This is a genomic window from Streptomyces sp. NPDC002138, from assembly GCF_040296485.1.
Taxonomy (GTDB): Bacteria; Actinomycetota; Actinomycetes; order Streptomycetales; family Streptomycetaceae; genus Streptomyces.
The window spans coordinates 1-19,276 of sequence record NZ_JBEOXE010000030.1; the positions used below are offsets into that span (position 1 = coordinate 1).

The 19,276-nt window shown below is 72.6% G+C and carries 16 protein-coding genes and 1 pseudogene; 9 read left to right on the top strand and 8 right to left on the bottom strand.

The genetic code is table 11. The annotated features are described in order from the left end of the window. Positions 1-93: 93 nt before the first annotated feature. Positions 94-747 (bottom strand): 4'-phosphopantetheinyl transferase family protein, encoded by a 654-nt coding sequence (locus tag ABT084_RS20415; RefSeq protein ID WP_351045676.1) that lies wholly within the window; start codon positions 745-747, stop codon positions 94-96. A 323-nt stretch (positions 748-1,070) separates the two neighbouring features. Between ABT084_RS20415 and ABT084_RS20420 the strand changes: the two genes are divergently transcribed. After that, positions 1,071-1,562 carry a hypothetical protein gene (locus ABT084_RS20420; RefSeq protein ID WP_351045679.1) on the top strand — a complete coding sequence of 164 codons (492 nt, stop codon included), beginning with the start codon at positions 1,071-1,073 and terminating at the stop codon, positions 1,560-1,562. A gap of 31 nt (positions 1,563-1,593) precedes the next feature. Here the strand turns inward: ABT084_RS20420 and ABT084_RS20425 are convergent, their stop codons facing one another. The 3 genes from ABT084_RS20425 to ABT084_RS20435 form a co-directional block, all read right to left on the bottom strand. Beyond that, positions 1,594-2,067 (bottom strand): RNA polymerase sigma factor, encoded by a 474-nt coding sequence (locus ABT084_RS20425; protein WP_351045680.1) that lies wholly within the window; start codon positions 2,065-2,067, stop codon positions 1,594-1,596. 893 nt (positions 2,068-2,960) lie between these two features. Next, a complete protein-coding gene (locus ABT084_RS20430; RefSeq protein WP_351045683.1) occupies positions 2,961-3,839 on the bottom strand; it encodes a hypothetical protein in 879 nt (292 codons plus the stop codon). Next, positions 3,836-5,248 carry a phenylacetate--CoA ligase family protein gene (locus tag ABT084_RS20435; protein WP_351045686.1) on the bottom strand — a complete coding sequence of 471 codons (1,413 nt, stop codon included), beginning with the start codon at positions 5,246-5,248 and terminating at the stop codon, positions 3,836-3,838. Before ABT084_RS20435 ends, ABT084_RS20430 begins: the two co-directional genes overlap by 4 nt. 432 nt (positions 5,249-5,680) lie before the next feature. Here ABT084_RS20435 and ABT084_RS20440 point away from each other — a divergent pair, with 432 nt between their 5' ends. Beyond that, a complete protein-coding gene (locus ABT084_RS20440; RefSeq protein ID WP_351045688.1) occupies positions 5,681-6,412 on the top strand; it encodes an IclR family transcriptional regulator in 732 nt (243 codons plus the stop codon). 60 nt (positions 6,413-6,472) lie between these two features. Here ABT084_RS20440 and ABT084_RS20445 read toward each other — a convergent pair whose 3' ends face one another. The 4 genes from ABT084_RS20445 to ABT084_RS20460 form a co-directional block, all read right to left on the bottom strand. Next, positions 6,473-7,219, bottom strand: coding sequence for an FAD:protein FMN transferase (locus ABT084_RS20445; protein ID WP_351045875.1), 747 nt, complete (start codon positions 7,217-7,219; stop codon positions 6,473-6,475). Positions 7,220-7,271: 52 nt separating this feature from the next. Further along, positions 7,272-7,712 carry an FMN-binding protein gene (locus tag ABT084_RS20450; RefSeq protein ID WP_351045691.1) on the bottom strand — a complete coding sequence of 147 codons (441 nt, stop codon included), beginning with the start codon at positions 7,710-7,712 and terminating at the stop codon, positions 7,272-7,274. Between the two features lie 10 nt (positions 7,713-7,722). Continuing rightward, the gene (locus tag ABT084_RS20455; RefSeq protein ID WP_351045693.1) at positions 7,723-9,093 is read right to left on the bottom strand and encodes a ferredoxin reductase family protein; all 1,371 of its coding nucleotides are present in this window, start codon (positions 9,091-9,093) and stop codon (positions 7,723-7,725) included. 170 nt (positions 9,094-9,263) lie between these two features. Next, positions 9,264-10,055, bottom strand: coding sequence for an MBL fold metallo-hydrolase (locus ABT084_RS20460; RefSeq protein ID WP_351045695.1), 792 nt, complete (start codon positions 10,053-10,055; stop codon positions 9,264-9,266). 79 nt (positions 10,056-10,134) lie between these two features. Between ABT084_RS20460 and ABT084_RS20465 the strand changes: the two genes are divergently transcribed. From ABT084_RS20465 to ABT084_RS20495, 7 genes and pseudogenes are all read left to right on the top strand, one after another. After that, positions 10,135-10,740: a CGNR zinc finger domain-containing protein gene (locus ABT084_RS20465; protein ID WP_502968982.1), complete on the top strand. Its 606-nt coding sequence runs from the start codon at positions 10,135-10,137 to the stop codon at positions 10,738-10,740. Positions 10,741-10,941: 201 nt separating this feature from the next. Beyond that, complete coding sequence (locus ABT084_RS20470) at positions 10,942-11,700, top strand: hypothetical protein (protein WP_351045700.1); 759 nt, start codon at positions 10,942-10,944, stop codon at positions 11,698-11,700. Between the two features lie 576 nt (positions 11,701-12,276). Then, the gene (locus ABT084_RS20475; protein WP_351045877.1) at positions 12,277-13,761 is read left to right on the top strand and encodes a sugar transferase; all 1,485 of its coding nucleotides are present in this window, start codon (positions 12,277-12,279) and stop codon (positions 13,759-13,761) included. A gap of 73 nt (positions 13,762-13,834) precedes the next feature. Beyond that, positions 13,835-15,151 carry a nucleotide sugar dehydrogenase gene (locus ABT084_RS20480; protein WP_351045703.1) on the top strand — a complete coding sequence of 439 codons (1,317 nt, stop codon included), beginning with the start codon at positions 13,835-13,837 and terminating at the stop codon, positions 15,149-15,151. Beyond that, positions 15,141-16,405, top strand: a pseudogene (locus ABT084_RS20485) (glycosyltransferase family 4 protein). The gene ABT084_RS20480 and the pseudogene ABT084_RS20485 overlap by 11 nt, the downstream one beginning before the upstream one ends. Then, complete coding sequence (locus tag ABT084_RS20490) at positions 16,402-17,769, top strand: Wzz/FepE/Etk N-terminal domain-containing protein (protein WP_351045709.1); 1,368 nt, start codon at positions 16,402-16,404, stop codon at positions 17,767-17,769. Before ABT084_RS20485 ends, ABT084_RS20490 begins: the two are co-directional and overlap by 4 nt. Beyond that, positions 17,766-19,274, top strand: a complete 1,509-nt coding sequence (locus ABT084_RS20495; protein WP_351045712.1) for a Wzz/FepE/Etk N-terminal domain-containing protein — start codon at positions 17,766-17,768, stop codon at positions 19,272-19,274. Before ABT084_RS20490 ends, ABT084_RS20495 begins: the two co-directional genes overlap by 4 nt. Positions 19,275-19,276: the final 2 nt, after the last annotated feature.

Sequence of the window (19,276 nt, forward strand, 5' to 3'; positions counted from 1 at the left end):
ACCAAGTGACCGAGTGTGCACGAGGCAAGGCACGGAGGGTACGCATTCATGCGCCGACCGGTCCGGCGGCCTCCCCGGCCGGGGCCGCGGGCGTCAGGGACGCAGCGCGGCCCAGCTGAGCACCCCGGCGGGCAGGGGCCGTACGGTCACCTCCGCCACCAGTTCCGGCCGGTCCACCGGCCAGGCGGCGAAGCCCGCGCCGAGCGGTTCCAGGCGTACGGCGCGCAGACCGGGCAGCCCGGCGGCGCCGACGAGCGGGCTGAGCGCCTTGAAGGCCGCCTCCTTGGCCGAGAAGGCGCGCAGCAGCCTGTCCCGGGCCACCTCGCCCCGCCGGGTGACCAGCGACCGCTGGTCACCCGGACCGAGCACCAGGTGCGCCGCTTCCAGCGGCGGGACGGTGAACTCCACGTCGATGCCCAGGCTCAGCACCTCGTGGGTGCGGGCCGCGATCGCGACGGCCATCCCGTTCGCGTGGCTGATGGACCCGGTGACCCCGGGCGGCAGCCCGGGTCCACGGCCGTCGAACAGCACGGCGCCCGCTTCGATCCCGGCGTCGCGCAGCGCGCGGTGCAGCGCGCAGCGGCCGATCAGGAACTCGGAGCGGCGGGCGGGGGGCATGGTGGCCGCGAGCGCCCGTTCCGCCGCGCGGACGCCCGGCGGCGGGCCCTCGTGCAAGGAGGACGTACCGAAGCCGAGTCCTGGGAGCCGCGGCCGCTGCTGGCGCAATTGGGCCGGCAGGCTCCGCACCGGGACACCCGCAATTCCCGGCCGCACATTCCGGTGAGCGGAATAGGGGGCCGCCCGTGGGCGGTCGTGATGCGCGAGTTCCGAAGGCGAATGTCCGCTCACGTCGAGGAGGGCAACGGGAACGGGAACGGGAACGGAAACGGGAGGGCAATCGGACATAGTGCGCATTTCTCAACTTCCTTGTGCCGTAACGGCGTCGGCTGGGCCGACCGCTGGCGCGGAACAGCTCGTTATCCGCAGGTATAGAGGGGCCCATGGCGCGTTACACTCCACCGAAGCAGCGAAAATATGACGGGCCGGCCGTACGGAGGAGAGCGGATCACATGAGTGAAGTCGTGAGCGGATCGTGGCCCACGGCCGATCTGGACCCGATCAGGCGCCTCAAGGTCATCTCCGCCGCCACCAACGCCACGTCGTACGCGCAGCGGCGCTACGAGGTGCCGATCGAGCGGCTCTGGGCCGTGGCCGCCGACCTGGAGAACGAGCTGCCGCAGATCATCACCGGCCTGCGCTCCTTCACGATCACCGGCACCGACGGCGAGCGGATCTCCGCCCAGGCCGTCAGCAGCCTCGGCCACCGCGAGCACTTCGACGTCGTCCTGCGGCCCGGCTGGTGCCTGATGCAGAGCAAGGTGCTGCTCGGCGCGATGGCCGCGATCCCCGACGGATCGGGAACCACGTTCGCCTTCATGTCGGGTCTGCGCATCCCCGGGGCGTCCGCCCTGAAGAGGATCGGGCTCTTCGGCACCGAGGCCCGGGCCGATGCGCTGCTCGACCGTCTTGAGCTGCGGATCCAGGCCCGGTCCTCCTCCTGAGGCGGCCGCCGCCCTCCTTCTGGGGCGGGCGTTACTTCCAGGCCTTGCGGAAAGCGTCCCGGGCCCGGAACAGGCGTGACCTGACGGTACCCACCGGAATGGCGAGCACGTCGGACACCTCCTGCTCGTCCAGGCCCTCGATATGTCGGAGCGCGAGGACGACGCGGTGCTCCGGTGACAGCCGGCGCAGTACGTCCCCGATGTCCGCCGTCAGTTCCACGTCCACGTCGACGGCCGGGGAGTCGGCGATCTCGGCGACGACCACCCTGTTGCGCTGGGCCGCCAACCGGACCGCCTCACGGGCGGCGATGGCGCGCGCCCAGCCGAACAGGGCCGAGGCCGAACGCAGTTGGCGGAGATTGCGAAAGATCGCGATCAGCGCTTCCTGCGTGGCATCGGCGCCGTCCTCCAGCGCGATGGGGCCGCAGATCCGCCCCACGCGCGGCGCGAGGATCCCCAGCAACTCGTCCATGGCGAGCGCGTCCCCCCGCTGGGCCCGCCGCACCAGATCCTCTAGTTCTTCCTGATCCTCACCGGCAACGAGCCGTCCAGCACCTGCCACAGGGTCCCCCATCCCCCTCGCCGTCCGTCGCTACCGGGCGGCAAGACACTCACAGTCGATCCACATAAGAGTCGGTCAATTCTCACTGTGCACGAAACTCGCGAGTAACCATTCCCCCCTCTGCACGCCCCATTTGATGAGCCGTCAAATTGCTCCATTCGCGCGCCATGAGGAGAATTCCGCGCCAGGCTACCAGCCTCAGGGCACCAGGAATTCCCGCAGCCGCGGTCAACGCCACTGTTCAGCGCACCGCACTACGTCCGCGAGACACACAAGGTGAGCAATTCAGGGGGAGGCTGCACCGAATGGGTTCCGATCGGGTGCAATGTCCCACCGCCGGGCGCGTCATTCGCATCCGGCAACGCCGGGGGCCTGACCGGCCCTTCACCGCGCCGCTCCGCGGGGGACGGGTCCGCGGCGAGCGCCGACACCGCCTCGCAGCGGTGGTATCCGTCCGGAGTCCGCTCGCCCCACACGGCCGCGACGGCCGCCGTCCCGTGTGCGGCCGCTTCGGCCTGGGCGCGCTTCCCCATCACGCCCTCGGGAGCGGGTGCGACCACGAGGACGAGCGCCCACACCAGCAGAACCCCCCACCAGGGGCTGCGAGTCAGCGGGCCACGGCGCAACATGACCGCCATGCTAATCCAAATAGAAACGTTTCCGGCCAGTAGGTTTGATCATCAGCGACGTCAATCCGCTGTATGTCAAGTCCTACTGGCCGTCGTTGGTACGCCGCCCACCAGCGGTGGCACCTTCCTGACCCGACTCGGGCGGCCATCGGGCCGGCCCGCTCCCATTTCGAGCGGGTGACCGAAAACCGCTGACCGGCAGCCGCATTACGAGGACAATTGCGCCACTCGGTCGCGCGGCAACACCAGGTCGGCCATGCGCCGTTCCGGACCGCGGCGACGCAGGTACAGGTGACCGAGGAAGGCGGCCGGGCCGAAGATGACCTGGGCGGGGATGAGGGCCGGTGCGTGTCCGGTGGCCGCGGTGACGAGGTGCAGCGCGGCCACGGGCCCGACGGCGCCGAAGACGGCGACCAGCAGGATCCCGACCCGCAGCCCCGGCTTCCCGTACGCCTTGTAGGCACAGGTGGTGAACAGGGCGTACGCCAGCAGATCGCCCATGCCGACCACGGCGCCCAGGTCCTCGCCGACGCGCAGACCGGCGGCGGGGGCGAACGGGTAGCCCTGGATGGCCTCGGACAGTTCCTCGGTCAGCGGGACGACCCAGGCGAAGAAGGCGTCGTACGCGGCGAGCAGGAGGAGGAACCACGCGACGTTCTTCAGCCGCATGCCGCCCTGGACGTTGAGGTTCGTGGCGGACACGACGACCAGGCCGACGACGCAGCTGTTCGCCACCCAGTACGGCGGGGCGCTCTCGCCGAAGGCCAGGTGGGAGACGAGCACGCTCGCGATCAGGACGGCGATCAGCGCCCAGCGCAGTCGGCCGTTGCCGATGACGGGCTGGTAGCCGACGGACAGGCCGCCCGCGAACACGAGGGCGAGCACGACCGGGAGGAATCCGCCGGGCAGCGCGAGGTAGACGTACGGCAGGGCCAGGACGAAGCCCATGATCACGAAGATGTCGCGGCCGTTGAAGACGCCGACCGGCGGCCTGGCCGCGCGGACGGTGCGGAAGTAGAAGACCGCTCCGGCGCACACCGCGAGCGCCAGGACGCTGGTGACCGCGAGCTGGAAGAAGACGCTCATGCGTGGCTCCGGGTGAAGGTGTGCTCCGTCAGGTCGCAGCGGAGGGGGAAGCGCAGCGCGGCCTCCTCGTCGCTCAGCGGCAGGACCGTGACGTCGGCGTCGATGTCCCGCTCGCGCAGTCGCTCGGCCACTTCCGTGGCGGTGACCTCCTTGGCGGCGACCTCCACCTGCAGGCGGCCGCTCTCCCCCACGCGCGCCGAGTGGCGCAGCGGGAACGGCAGCCCGGGGGTGCCGTCCAGCGCCTCCACGATGTCGCGCGGGGTCACGATGCCGTCGCTGGTGCGGTGCAGCAGGCCCGCTTTGCCCAGGATGTGGGAGACCGCGGGGACGACCGCGAGTTCGCAGTCCGGCTCCCCCTCCAGCGTGCGGACCAGGTCGCCCGTGTTGTACCGCAGGACGGGCATGCACTCGCGGTAGGGGAAGTACGGGGTCACCGTCAGCTCGCCGAGCCGGCCGGGGCCCGCGGGCCGGCCCGTCTCCAGGTCGAGCACCTCCACGTACCCCGTGTTGGGGTCGAGGTGCAGATGGCGCTGGCTGCACGTACGGCCGCCCACGGGGAGCAGCTCGGTCATGCCGAAGGCGTCGCCGACGACCTCGGCCCCGAAGGTGTCGCGCAGGGCGTCCATCAGGTTCCGCGACAGCATCTCGCCGCCGCCGTAGATCGCCCGCAGTCCGAAGTCGTCGGGGCCGTAGCCGCTCCGACGCGCGGCGGTCACCAACTGCCCGAGGTAGCTGGGGGTTCCGGTGAGGATGGTGGGCCGGACGCCGTCCCGGCCGAGCAGGTGCTCGACGGACTCGTCCGGCGGGATCTGCCCCACGACATGGCACGAGGCGTTGGCGAGCCGGCACACCGCGACGTCCTCCTGCACGGCGGCCGTCGCCCGGGAGCTGAGGTTGATCTGCATCCGGTCGCCGGGGCCGAGTTCGCCGCGCAGGACCAGCGAGAGCGCGATCAGCGCGGGCCAGAGTTCCATCTCGTAGCGGGAGAGCCAGATGCGGACGGGGCGGCCGGTGGTGCCGGTGGTCTGCGTCGCCAGGTACGGGGCGCTGCACAGGAAGTCGGCGGGGCGCTCGACCAGGTCGGCTTTGCGCGTCACCGGGATGTCGGCGAGCGTCTCGACGGTGAGGGCGCCGAGGTCCACTTCGGCGAGCCGCTCACGGTAGAAGGGCGAACTCTTGGCGAGTTTGCGCGCGGTCCGCTGGAGCGCGCGGTTCTGCAGCTCCCTGCGCTCGGCCGGATCGGCGAACGGCCCGTCGGCCATCTCGTCGACGTCGTCGCCCAGCGAGCCGAACTCCTCCAGCGTGGCAAGAGCGTCGGCGACCAGCCGCTCCACGGCCCGTACGTTCAGCCGCCGGCCGAACACCATGGACAACGCCACCCGTACCTGCCGGACACCGGTCTCCAGCACTCGTGCCTCCCTTGGGTGTGACGAGGGGGTGGGGGCGGAAGCCGCCCCCACCCCCTCCTTTCAGCGCTGCGTCAGCTGGCGGAGCAGTAGGAGAAGAAGACCGACGTCATGGCACCCATGACGTACTTGAACTGCTTCGCGCTGGTCTTGATGGCGCTCATCGGGATCCTCCTTGTTTCGTTCCGGGCTGACGGCCGGTCCGGCACTCGGAAGTGCCGTACCGCTGCCGTCACTTGGCTGACAACACAGTGGCGCGATTCCGGAGGACGGGCAATGATCTAGTCCATTCAACGGACCGGTGAACGGGGGACGGCGACACCGTTCCACCCCTGAGCTGGGACGGACGGGGAGTTCTGGCACCATCCGACCGATGGGGCCAGCGTGAGACGGGGGGAACCTCTCATGGCCAGATCCGGTACAGAAGGACGTGGCGTGCTGGAGGGTGCGTTCGCGCTGATGGAGGTGCTCGCGCAGGACGACGAGGTCGGGCTGACCCGGCTGGCGGCCGGCGCCGCGCTGCCGAAGGCCACCGCCCACCGGCTGCTGGGCCAGCTGGTGGCACTCGGCGCGGTGCAGAGCCGTGAGGGCCGCTACTGTCTGGGCTCGAGGACGTTCCGGCTGGGACAGGCATGGCACCCCGCGCGTGCGCTGCGCGCGGCGGCGGCCGGACCGCTGCGTGAACTCGCTTCCATGGCAGGCAGGTTGAGCCTCAGCATTTCGGTGCCCGAGGCGGGCCACACCATCATCGTCGGCGGCATACGGGGTGAGGCGGACGACGTCCTCGCCCTGCGCCCGGGTGTCGTACTGCCGCCGGGGAGCGCGGCCGAGCTGATCCTGGCGGCGTCCACGCCCGTGGACCGGCTTCCCGAAGGCTGGACGAAAGCCACCTGGGTCCGGGAGGTCGCGCGGGCCCGCGAGGAGGGGCTCGCCTTCCAGTACGGACAGTGCGTGGGCCCGCTCTCCTGCGTGGCGGCGCCGGTGCACTGCACCTCGGGGGAGGTGGTCGCCGCCGTGGCGGCGAGCGGCCTGGACGGCAAGCAGATCGCCCCGCTCGGCGAGGCCGTGGGCCGCGCGGCGGCGATGATCAGCGCCAACCTGGGCCGCCTGCAGGTGCCCCGGGCGACGGCCAAGGCCCGGCAGCCCGCGCTGGCGCGGCCGCACTGAGCCCAAGTCCTCGCCCTCGTCAAGACCGCCTGGGAACGCGGGCCCCGGGGCGGTCGCGGGTCACTCCGCGGCGGCCCCGGGCGACAGCTCGTAGCGGGAGAAGCCGGACGTGCGCCACGTCCGCCCGTCGGGCATGACGGCCAGGGCTTCGTATCCCTCCAGCCCCTCCAGCCACGGCCGGGCATCGGGCCCGCGCGCGAAGGCGGCGGTGGCGTAAGCGTCGGTCATGGTCAGCCAGGGTCCGACGACGGTGACGGAGGCGAGCCCCACGGCGGGTGTCCCCCGGTGCGGATCGAGGACGTGGCAGCCGCGTTCGGCGGTGCCGGAGGTGGCGATGGCCAGGTCGTGGGCGGCGGTGACGACGGTGACGAGCTCTCCGGGCCCGAGCGGGTGGGCAATGCCAACGCGCCATGGCCTGGCGGGAGGTGTACCGACGCGCAGCTGGAGGTCGCCGCCGCCGTTGACACAGGTGTGGCGCGCCCCGGCGTCGTGGAGGATCCGGGACGCGGTCTCGGTCGCCCACCCCTTGACGAGACCGGAGGGGTCGAGGACCCCGCCCGCGAGGATGCTGAACCAGCCCTCGCTGACGTGCGTGGCCTGTCCGCAGAGCGAGAGGACCTCGTGCACCTCGCGGGGACAGTCGGCCAGGGTGACATCACCCCGGTCGAGACGGCTGATGGCGCTGTCGTGGCGGTAGGTCGAGAACAGCGCGTCCACGGCGTGCAGATGGCGCACCGCCCGGGCCAGGGCGCGGTGGAGCGCGGCGGTGGGGCGGTCGCGGATGTCGAAGGAGAAGACGGTGCCCATGACGTGCTCGACGTGGCGCAGGCCCCGCTCGGCGTGAGGTGTCCGTACGGTCTCAGGCACGGGCCCGGTCCAGCGCGCTCTGCAGCGACCGCGCGTAGCCCTCGCTGGTGTAACTGGCCCCGGATATCGCGTCGATGTCCGCGCTCTGCGCGTCGAGCGCCTCCTGGGTGAGGCGCGGCACGGCGTAGGAGGTGAGCTGGCGGTCACGGCCGCCGCGGTCCGGTGCCTGGAGGACCCGGACCGCCGTGATCTTCCCCTGGACGAGGGTCACGGAGACCTGCACGGCCCCGTACCGGGTGTCGACGGGATCGCCGGTGAAGGTGCCGGTGCCCGTGGGCGGACCGGCCGCGCTGCTCGCGGCGGTCTGCGGGGTCACCGTGCCGGGGCGCGGCGGCGCCGTCGCGGACGGGGCGCTCTGCTGGTGCGGTTTGAGGGAGAGCAGGGTGACGACCAGGGCGCTGATCCCGGTGGCGGTGAGGACGGCTCGGCGCATGGGGTTCTCCTCAGAACGCGAACGACTCGTGATGGATGCGGCGGCCGGGTACACCGGCGTCGCGCAGGGCGCGCACGGCGGCCCCGGTCATCCCGGGCGGCCCGCAGAGGTAGACGTCGTGCGCGGCCAGGTCCGGTACCAGCGCGTGCAGGGCCGCCGCCGTGAGCGGGGAGCGGTGGCCGGCCGGGTCGTCGAGGACGTAGTGGACCGGGCTGTGCCGGGAGGCCGCTATGGCGTCGAGTTCGCGGCGCAGCGCGAGGTCGTCGGGGCGCCGGGCGCGGTAGATCAGGGTGACGTGCCCCGGGAGCGTTTCGAACAGTGCGCGCAGCGGGGTGATTCCGACCCCGCCGGCGAGGAGGAGGACCCGGGGCGCGGTGCGGCGGCCCGCCGTGAGACCGCCGTAGGGGCCTTCCGCCCACACCCGGGTCCCGGGTGCCAGGCGGGCCAGGGCCGCGCTGTGTCCGCCGGCCGCCTTCACGGTGATGCGCAGGCGGTCGGGGTGCGGCGCCGCGGAGAGGGAGTACGGGTTGGCGGTCCACCACAGCCCGGGTGCCAGGAACCGCCAGCGGAGGAACTGCCCTGGCAGGGCGCCCAGTTCATCGAGGCGCTCGCCCGTGAGGTGCATGGAGAAGACGCCGGGGGCCTCGGGCAGGACGGCGGTGACGCGCAGCCGGTGGCGCGTGCCCGCGCGCAGCGGCACGGCGAACCGGTACCAGAGCAGCAGGGCCGCGGCGCCGAGGTAGAGGGCGTACCAGGCCAGTTGGGCCGCCCGGTCCCCGACGAAGTCGGCGCCGTTGGAGAGCTGGTGGCCGAAGGCGAGGAAGACGGCGAGGTACGTCGCGAAGTGCAGGTAGTGCCAGGTCTCGTAGCTCATCCGGCGGCGGGCCGCGCGGGCGGACAGGATCCCGGTGGCGGCGAACAGCAGGAACCCGGCGGTTCCCTTCAGCAGGTCGGGGTAGTCCAGCACCAGGGCGGCCGTCTGGTCCAGGACGTTCGTGCCGGACGTCAGGGTGTAGCCCCCGATGACGAGCAGGGTGTGGGCGAGCGCCAGCGAGAGCGTGCAGCGGCCCCCCAGGGCGTGCCAGCGGGCCAGCCGGTCCGTGCCGACGGAGCGGTCGAGGACGGGGACGCGGGCCATGAGCACCAGCAGGACCGCGCAGGCGTAGCCCGCGAGCAGGCCGGTGATCCGCCCGGCGCCGGTCAGCCAGCCGGCCGGTCCGACGACGGCGCTCGTGTCGTTCCACCACAGGCCCAGGACCCCGGCGGCCCCCGCCCAGATCGTCGCCGCCGCGCAGGCTTGTACGCGGGCGGGCGTACTGAAGCGACGGGGCCGACGGCGGCTCGTCCGGTGACCGGGACGGGCGGTGGAGGCGATGCCCATGGGCTCCCCGGGTGGCTCGCTGGAGTGCGGAGCCGCCAGGGTCGCAGGCGAACCTATGCGTACGCCGTGAGACCGCGCTGCGTCGGGGCGGGGCGAGCCCGGCCCCGGCGCAGCACGGTCCGTCGGGTGCGGTCCGGCCCGGTGCGGGGCGGCCCGGTGGGGTGCGGCCGTCAGCCCCGGTCGCGCAGGTCCAGGCGGTCGGCGAGTCCGGCGGCGGCGAAGGCGGCCACCAGGTCCTCGCGGCCCTCGGTGAAGTGGGCCCAGCTGTCGTAGTGGACGGGAACCACCTGGCGGGCGCCGAGGATCTCGGCCGCTTCGGCCGCCTGGGCGCTGTCCAGGACGAGGGTCTCGCCGCCGAAGAGGATGGGGAAGCGAGGGGCTCCCGCGAAGAGGACGGCGGTGTCCACCGGGCCGAAGCGTTCGGCGATCTGCCGGACCGGGTCGAGCGAGGCGTTGTCGCCGCTGACGTAGACCGTGGGCAGGCCGTCCCCGGTCAGGACGAATCCGACGACCTGGCCGGTGACCGGTTCTACCTCTTCGCGCTTCCCGGGCCCGTGGATGGCCGGTACGCCCGTCACGGTGACCGTGCCGCCACCGGGACGGTCGAGCCGTACCTCCTCCCAGTCGGCCAGCCCCTTGGCCGTGCCGCCCAGCCGCTGCCCGCCGCCGGGCGTGGTGAGGGTGAGGGGTACGTCGGCGAGGAACGCCCGGCCGGAGGTGTCGAGGTTGTCGGCGTGCTCGTCGTGCGAGAGCAGGACCACGTCGACCCGGCCCAGGTCGGCGGGGCTGCCGGAGGAGGGCGCGGTCTTGGTCAGCAGGGGCCGACCCGGCGCCGGGTAGTCGCCGGGGGCATCGAAGGTGGGGTCGGTCAGGAAGCGCAGGCCACCGTAGGTGAAGAGGGCGGTGGGGCCGCCGAAGACTCGAACGAGGATCTGCTCATGGGGCGTGCCGGACGTGGTCATGACGTAATCCTCACGGATGGGAGGCGGTTTATCCGTGATGAACGGTAGTGGTTTCTCACGGATGAGCGCAACCCGTAACATGAGACTCATGAAGGAGACCGTGACCGCCGAGCCCGCCGCGCCCCCTGCCCCCGGCGCGGAGCAGTACCCCGCGCTCGACTTCGCCAACAGCGCCATCGCCCTGCCCGGCGGCCGGTTCGCCGACCTCCTCGGCACCCCCGACGCCGCCCGCCGGTGGCTGATCGGGCACGATCTCGCCCCGGACGACGTGGAGATGCGGGAGATGTGCGCCGCGCAGCTGCGGTCGCTGCGCGAGCAGGTCAGATCACTGCTCGCCTCCCGGGTCGACGGCCTCCCGGCCCTCCCCGGAGCCCTCGCCGCCGTCAATGACGCGCTCACCCGCGCGCCCGCGGCGTCCCTGTTGCACTGGGACCCGGCGCACGGCCCCTACCGCGCCGCCGCCCATCCCACCAGCCAGATCGTCGACCACGCCCTCGCGGTCCTCGCCAACGACGCCGCCGAACTCCTCTCCGGTCCCGACGCCGAACGCCTCACCGCCTGCGGCTCCCCCCCGTGCAACCGCTACCTGCTCCGCCACGGGCGCCGCCACTGGTGCTCGACCCGCTGCGGCGACCGCGCCAGAGCCGCCCGCGCCTACGCCCGCCGCACGACGGCCGGAGACTGAACGGCTTTCTCACCACCCCGGCCGCCGAGGCGGCCGCGGTCGGCCTCCGGTCCGTGAGCTCCCCGCCCTCCACACTGGGCCGCGCATGACGGCCCGTCAACGGACCCTGGGTAAACGGCAGAAGCATAAGCAGCGGTGCTCCGGCAAGCCGCCTGCCACCATGGCAGGGATCACGCCTCACCGGACCGGAGCGGAGCACACATGCGTCATCGATCAAGAGGGGCCGCACTCGCCCTGCCCACCGCGGCACTGCTGCTCGCCGTGGCGGGCTGTTCGGGCGGGGGCGTCACAGCCTCCCCGACGGCCTCGCGCGCCACGGGCACGGCATCCGCACCGCCCACCACACCCGCCGCACCCACCCCGTCGGCCCCCGCCCCCGGCCCCGCCTCGCCCTCGGCGGCTCCGAGCGCGCAGTGCGTGGACACCGGCGCCATGGACCCGGACAAGCTCACCGTCTACCTCGGCCGCCTCAAGAGCAGCAGCGGTTCCTACGGCAGCAGGGCCTTGAAGATAGACGGTTCCGGGCTGTCCTTCGATCCCGACCCGACCGAACGCCCCTGCTCGGCGGTCAAGGTGACCCTCAGCCGGTTCTGGGTGGACATCACCCCCGCCGGAAGGACCCCCGGCCTGCCCGCCCGGCCCTCCCCGCCCCCGGGCCAGTCCGCCCGGCCCACCCCGCCCCAGAAGTTCCAGTACGCCCTCATGGACCGGCCCGTCCTCACGGTCGGCCCGGCGGCCGGGATCGTCGACGGCAGCGTGCCCCCGCAGTCATCGGCCTGCCGGGGCTCGCTGTCGGTCGTCCACACGGGCGCCGACATCAGTGAGGCGGACCTGCCGGCCGACCTCCAGATGCCGACCTCCTACACCGAGGCCGGGCGAGGCGCCATGGACGTGAAGCTGAAGTCCGACCGCGCACTCGCGGCGACCTTCGTGCCCCCGTCCGCCCCCAGCGGCTGCTGACCCCGGCGCGAGACCTCTCACAGCCCCTCACACCCCGTCACCACAGGTCACAGCACGTCTGCGTCGTCAAGTCGGCCGCGACCGGGCGCCGTTCGGAGGATCCGGCTTCAAAGCCTGCGCACAAGTTGCATACATTCCCCCCTCCAGACCGGCACTCGTGGTCTACATTGACCCTGCTTCGCATGCATGACACGAGTCGGCACACGGTGATCCACAGGTCCGTCGCCACGGACAACCGGCAGTCGTCTCACCGGCGTTCGCCGTTTCGGTGATCAGTTCTTGGAGCCCGAGAAGGGGGCCTTGGGTGCGGGGAGCGATCGTCAACGGTTTCCCGCACATCCCGGGACTCCGGCAGGACATGCGAATCCACTGTCGGCCCGGTGGGGTGCCCACGTAGCACCACACCGGCCGGTATGCCATGCGCCGGGGGGTGGGGACCCCCCGGGGAACGAACAGCGCGGCGCGGGGGGCGGGGCCTCCCGAGGGGATGAACAGTGCGGGGGGCGCGCGAGCCTCCCGGGGGGAGGAACCGTGTGGAGCGAACACGTCGAGTCCGCTGGTGACTTGGGGGGAATTGTGCAGCAGGAGGAGGGTGAATTAGCCCGCCCTTTTCTATCGGCGCGCGGGCGTCCGGTGAAGAGGGCGATCATCCAGCCCGCCATCGACTGGGAGCAGCGGTACCGGCGTACCGTGATCATCAGCGACACGGTGGCCACCGCCTTCGTGGTGGCGGCGATAGGCGGCTTCTTCGGGGTCCGGGACGCGGCCAACTGGCACGAGAAGTGGAGCATTCTCGCCTTCGGCACCGAGCTGCTGGTGCTGGGCGCGCTCGCGGTGAGCCGGTCCTGGGCTCCGGCCGTACTCGGCCAGGGCGCAGAGGAGTTCCGCCGGCTCGGGCGCTCGCTGTTCACGGCGGCCGTCGTCCTGGCGCTCGGTGGGATCGCCCTCACCTCGCACAACATCAAGCTCTGGATCTTCGTCGCGATCCCGGCGATCGCGCTCGTCACGATGACCGAGCGGTACCTGCTGCGCCTCTGGCTGCACAAACAGCGCAAGGAGGGGCGGTGCCTGCGCCCGGTGCTCGCCGCCGGTAGCCCGGCCACCGTGCGCGACCTGATCACCCGCACCCGCAAGTTCCCCCACCTGGGGTGGCGGGTGGAGGCCGTGTGCACGCCGGACGGTCTCGGGTTCGACGCCGACCAGCTGGACGGCGTACCGGTCGTCGGACGGCTCACGGACGTCGCGGGCCACGTCCGCCGCGACGGCTACCGCGTCGTCGCGGTCACACCGGACCCGCACTGGTCACCGGACCGGCTGCAGCGGCTGGCCTGGAACCTCGAGGGCAGCGACGCCGAGATGGTCGTGGCCCCCGTGCTGATGGAGGTGGCCGGTCCGCGGCTGCACGTCGACGCGGTGCTCGGGATCCCGCTGCTGCGGGTCAGCATGCCGGTCTTCACCGGGGGGCGCCGGGCGGTCAAGGAGGTCGTCGACCGGATGGGCGCGGCGGTCCTGCTGGTGCTGTTCGCGCCGCTGATGGCGGTCGTCGGGCTGCTCGTGCTGGTGGACAGCCCCGGTGGGGTGTTCTACCTCCAGCGCAGAGTCGGCAAGGACGGCCGCGAGTTCACCACGGTCAAGTTCCGCACCATGGTCGCCGGGGCCCACCGGGCCCGTGCCGCGCTGGCCGACCGCAACGAGGGCGCCGGCCCGCTGTTCAAGATGCGCCGGGACCCTCGGGTGACCCGAGTGGGAGCGACGCTGCGCCGGTATTCGCTCGACGAGCTCCCGCAACTGTTCAACGTGCTCACCGGATCGATGTCGCTCGTCGGCCCGCGGCCTCCGCTGCCGGAGGAGTCCGCCGCGTACGACCCGGACATCCGGCGGCGGCTGCTGGTCAAGCCCGGGCTCACCGGCCTGTGGCAGATCAGCGGACGCAGTGACCTGCCGTGGGACGAGTCGGTCCGGCTGGACCTGCGGTACGTCGAGGACTGGTCGCTCGCCCTCGACACGGTGATCTTGTGGAAGACGCTGCGCGCGGTGCTCGAAGGACAGGGCGCCTACTGATGCGCGGGGGACATCGTCCGGTCGGCTCGGGGAGGGCAGGCCACAAGGGCCTGCCCGGGGGGAGGAACGGGTTATGAGAGTCAGCGTCTTAGGGCTCGGCTACGTGGGCTGCGTGTCGGCCGCGTGTCTGGCCAGCATGGGCCACGAGGTCATCGGGGTGGACGTGAACCAGGTGAAGGTCGACCTGGTCAACGACGGCAAGGCCCCGGTGGTCGAGGAGCGGATCGGCGAGATGATCGCCGAGGTCGTGCGGACCGGAGCGCTGCGCGCCACCGCCGACGTCCGCGAGGCGATCATGAACAGCGAGGTGTCGCTGGTCTGCGTCGGCACGCCGTCGGAACCCAACGGCAGCCTGTGCACCACGTACCTGGAGCGGGTCACCGAGCAGATCGGCGCCGCGGTGGCCGAGCGGGGCGGGCGCCAGACCGTCGTGTTCCGCAGCACCATGCTCCCGGGCACCTGTATGAACCTGCTGGTACCGATCCTGGAGAAGTACGTCGGCGGCACGGCCGGGGTGGACATCGGGGTCGCGGTCAATCCGGAGTTCCTGCGCGAGGGCACGAGCGTGCGGGACTTCTTCGACCCGCCCAAGACCGTCATCGGCGAGCTGGACCCGGCGAGCGGCGACGTGGTGGCGGCGCTGTACGAGGGGCTGCCGGGCGAGGTGTTCCGGGTGCCCATCCCGACGGCCGAGGCGATCAAGTACGCGGACAACGCGTTCCACGGCCTCAAGATCGGCTTCGCGAACGAGCTGGGCGCGGTCTGCCAGGCCCTCGGGGTCGATTCGCACCAGGTGATCGACGTGTTCCTGGCCGACCGCAAGCTGAACATCAGCTCCGCCTACCTGCGGCCCGGTTTCGCCTTCGGCGGCTCCTGCCTGCCCAAGGACCTGCGCAGCCTGGTGCACGCGGCGCGGCGGGCCGACGTCTCGGTGCCCATCCTCGCCCACGTGCTGCCCTCCAACTCCGACCACCTGCAGCGCGCGGTGGAGTTGGTCGAGCGCACCGGCAAGCGCCGGGTGGGCCTGTTCGGGCTGTCCTTCAAACCCGGCACCGACGACCTCCGCGAGAGCCCGCTCGTCGAGCTGGCCGAGCGGCTCTTCGGCAAGGGATACGACCTGCGGATCTACGACCCCAACGTGAACATCTCCCGGCTGCTCGGGGCGAACCGCGAGTACATCGAGACCCGGCTGCCGCACCTCGCGCAGCTCCTCTCGGAGTCGGTCGAGGAGGTCCTGGAGCATGCCGAGGTGTGCCTGGTCGGGACCAAGGACCCGGCCGTGCTGTCGGCGCTCCCCCATGGCGACGGCCCGGTGATCGTCGACCTCATCCACCTCCCCGACGCCGACGCGCGCCGGGCCGAACCGGGGTACATGGGCCTTGCTTGGTAACGCAACCGGCGGCGACGGGGCGACCCGTCGCGCGCTGATCCTGGTGGAGAACCTGTCGGTGCCGTTCGACCGGCGCGTGTGGCAGGAGTGCACGACGCTGCGCGACGCGGGCTGGACGGTGGACGTCATCTGCCCCCGGGGCGAGAAGCGGGACACGGAAGCGGAGGCGGTGATCGACGGGGTGCGGATCCACCGCTACCCGTTGCGCGCGGCCACCGGAGGTCCGGCCGGCTACCTGCGGGAGTACGGCTCGGCGCTGTGGCACACCCTCCGGCTGGCCCGCAAGGTCGGCCCGGTCGACGTGGTCCACGCCTGCAATCCCCCGGACCTGCTGTTCCTGCCGGCGCTGTGGCTGAAGCGGCGCGGGGCGCGGTTCGTCTTCGACCAGCACGACCTGGTGCCCGAGCTGTACCTCTCCCGGTTCGACCGCGGCGAGGACCTGCTCTACCGCGCCGTGTGCGCGCTGGAACGGCGCACCTACCGGGCCGCGGACATCGTGCTCGCCACGAACGAGAGCTACCGCGACGTCGCGCTGCAGCGTGGCGGCCGACGGCCGTCGGACGTCTTCGTGGTGCGCAGCGCGCCGGACACCGACCGGTTCCAACCGGTGCCTCCGGAGCCGGAGTTGAAGCGCGGCAAGCCCCATCTGCTGTGCTACCTGGGGGTCATGGGCCCGCAGGACGGGGTCGACTACGCCCTGCGCGCCCTCGCGAAGCTGCGCGACGAGTGCGGGCGTACCGACTGGCACGCGGTGTTCGTCGGCGCGGGCGACAGCTTCGACGCGATGGTGGAGCTGTCCCGCACGCTCGGGCTCTCGGAGCAGGTGCAGTTCACCGGGCGCATCCCGGACGCCGATCTGGTGCGCTACCTGTCAACCGCGGACGTGTGCCTCTCCCCCGACCCACGCAATCCGCTCAACGACGTGTCGACCATGAACAAGGTCCTCGAATACATGGTGATGGGCCGGCCCATCGTCTCGTTCGACCTCCGGGAGGCGCGCGTCTCCGCCGGTGAAGCCGCCGTCTACGCGCCCGCCAACGACGAGGCCGAGTTCGCCCGGCTGATCGCGCTGCTGCTGGACGATCCGGAGATGCGGGCCCGGATGGGCAAGATCGGCCAGGAGCGGATCAGCGGTCCGCTCTCCTGGCGGAACTCACAGGCGTCGCTGCTCGCCGCCTACGCCGCGGCCTGCCGCGCCGGTGCTCCGGCGCCGGCGGGCGACCGGACAGGTCGGGGAGAAGGCCGCACCGTTGAGCGATGACACGATACGTCTGGTCACGATCGGCCGGATCATCCGGCGGCGCTGGCGGCTCCTCACCGTCCTCACCATGGTGGGTGCGCTCGTCGGCTACGGCACCTCGCTGCTGCTTCCGCCGAGTTACACGACGTCGGCATCGGTGCTGCTGCCGGGGGCGTGGCAGGAGCGCGAGCTGCTGACCCAGGCCCAGATCGCGACCAGTTCGGTGGTGCTCGACCGCACCGCCGCCACGCTCGGCCGGCCCGGGCTCAGCGGCACCGACCTGCGGGACCGGGTGGCCGCCAAGGCCGCCGACGGGAACATCATCCAGATCTCGGGTACGGACGACACCCCGGCGCACGCACAGCGGCTCGCCGACCAGGTGGCCCAGCAGTTCGTCACGTACGCCGCGCGGATCGCGGGCTCCGGCACGGATCCCGAGGCGGCGGCGCAGCCCGAGGCCCTGCGCCAGATGGTGGTGCAGACCAGCCGTCGCATCACCGAGCTCGCCGACGCGACGGATCCGGGACAGACCGTGGAGAGCGTGCAGACCCGCACCGAGCTCGCGAAGCTGCGTACCTCGTTGCAGGAAGCCATCAAGAAACTGGACCAGGCCGACGCAAGCGTGAGCAGGGCGAACATGGTCGTGATGGGACAGGCCGCCCGGCCGGCCGGTCAGGCCCCGCCGACGCGGACACAGCTCATCGGCGCCGGGGCGCTGCTGTTCTTCCTGTGCGCGGTCATCGGCCATCTCGCCGCCGCGCGGATGAGCCGTCGGCTGCGCACCGAACCGGAGATCGCCGCGGCGCTGGGCTCGGCGCTGCTGGGTACCGTCGATGTACCGGGGGACCGGCTCGCGCACCGGCCGCGCGGCCGTGGCCCGCGGGCCGGGATCCGCCGGCTGCTCGGCGTCGACGTCCGGTGGGACCTCCCCACGCCGCGGGCCTCCGCCGACGAGGCCGGCCTGCGGATCCGCTACCAGCGGGTGTGCGGCCGTCTGCGGGACGCGCTGCCGTCCCCCCGGCGGCTGCTCGTGGTCGTGCCGGAGGGCGACGAGCTCGCCCACGGCGCCGCCGTGCGGCTCGCAGCCGAGTCCGGGGGCGATCCGCTGCTGCGCGTGGTGGACGTGCCGGTGTCCCGGCCGCTGGTGCCGGACCGCGACGACGAGTCCGCCGTCCTGGTCGTGCTCAGCGCGGGCAGTTGGACGGCGGGGGAACTCGCCGGCATCGCCGAGGCCTGCGCGGACGCCGAGCAGCAGGTCGTCGGCATCGTCCTCGCCGACCCGGTCCGGGCCCGGGGGACGCGGTCCGACGACCGTCCCCTCGAGGACGCCCCGGCGGCGGTCGCGGTGGGCGCCGACGCGGCGGGAGGTGCGGCGTGACGACGAGCACGGCTTCGGAGCCGTCGGCGACCGCTCCCCTGGTGGACCTGCAGGCACTGGTGGTCGCGGTGCGCAGGCGCCGCCGACTCTGGTCCACCATGGCCCTGTTGGGGTTCCTCCTCGGCGCTGCGGTGGCGGTCCTCATGCCACCGCCGCCCACCGCGGTGACCAAGGTGCTGGTCGCGCACCAGGCGGACCAGCCGAACGACCCCGGAACGCTGATCCGCACCGACGCCGCGCTGCTGCAGACCACGCGGATCGCGGGCCAGGCCCTGCGGTCCCTCGGGTCCCCGGACGCGCCGGAGGACTTCATGCAGGACTACGCGGGCCTCGGCCTGACGAACAACCTGCTGCAGATCACCGTGACGGCGGACAGCGACGCGAAGGCGGTGGCCCGGGCGAAGGCGCTGGCCGACGCGTTCGTCGCGGACCACGTGAAGCGGATCCAGGAAGCGGCGGACGCCGAGGCCAAGACCCTGCTCGACCAGCGTGACCGCATGCAGACCGAGCTCGCCCAGGTCAACAAGACGATCGGGGACGGCACGGCGCAGAGCGGACCGAAGGCGTCTGCGAACATGGAGACGCTCTTCGCCCGCCGGGCCGAACTCACCTCGCGGATCACCGACTTCGGCCAGCGTGCCGCGGAGGCGCGCATCGGCACGCCCCAGCTGATCGCCGGTACGCAGATCGTGGACGCGCCGCGGGCGGTGCGGCACTCCCTGCCCAAGACCGCCGCCACCAACGCCGCGGTCGGGCTCGTCCTCGGGCTGGTCCTCGGGCTCGCGGTGGCCGCGGTCGGCGCGGTGGTGGCGGACCGCCCGGTGCTGCGCCGCGACATCGCCGCGCACCTCGGGGCCTCGGTCCTCTCGGAGCTGCCCCGCCGGTCGCCCGTACTGTGGCACCGCCGACGCATCCGGGCGGCGCGCGAACGGCTCACCGCGACCCTGGCCCGCACCGTGCGCGGCTCCGCGGAACCGGTGTCGCTGCTGGAGCTGGGCTGTGCGCGCAGCGCGAGCCTGATCGCCCTGGACCTCGCCGGGGCGCTGGCCCCGGAGGAACCGGTGGCCATCGTCGACGCTCTGCCCGGCTCGCACCTCGCGGGCCGCCGCCCGAAGCCGGGAGATCCCACCGTGGTCCGCGGCGAGGGCGCCGCGGCGCACCAGGGGCGCCGGGTCGGCGTCGGCTCGGTGGCGCCCGGCGCGGCGTGGACCGACCTGCCGCACCTCGGAACGCGGACCGTGCTCGTCGTGCGGGCCGGGCACGGCAGCGCCGCCTGGCTGCACACCGTGGCGCGGCAGCTCGCGGACCTGGGCATCGCGGTGATCGGTGTGGTGCTGATCGACCCCGATCCGCGTGACCGGACCGACGGCACGCTGTGGGACGGGCGGCCCACCGCGCCGCGCGGCCGCGGCGAGCGGCCGGACCGGCAGAACGAAACGGACGGGCCGCCGACGGAGCGGCCGTCATGGGCACGAGTACCGGACATCGACCAGAAGGCGCGGTAGTA